This is a genomic window from Cellulomonas sp. GbtcB1 (assembly GCF_019091725.1).
Lineage (GTDB): Bacteria > Actinomycetota > Actinomycetes > Actinomycetales > Cellulomonadaceae > Cellulomonas.
Genome location: NZ_JAGXJG010000720.1, coordinates 1 through 229 on the forward strand (window position 1 = coordinate 1; position 229 = coordinate 229).

General features: G+C 82.1%; 1 pseudogene. It reads right to left on the bottom strand.

The window, feature by feature from the left end:
• Positions 1-10: 10 nt before the first annotated feature.
• Positions 11-229 (bottom strand): annotated as a pseudogene (locus KVT14_RS21955) (amino acid permease); the annotation flags it as partial.

Sequence of the window (229 nt, forward strand, 5' to 3'; positions counted from 1 at the left end):
GGGGGGGACGCTACGCCGGGCCACCCACACGCCGGGCGCGGGCCTGCCCGACGGCGCGCCCCGCGACGCCCTCCGCGACGACGGCGGCCCCGCCGGCGACCGTCGCGGGCGGCAGCGTCGCGGCGAGCACGACGCACCCGACGGCGCCGAGCACCTGGAGCGCGCGCGGGAACCGCCCGTGCGCCCGGTCCTGGGTCAGCGCGGCCGCGTTCGCGACCAGGTAGTAGAG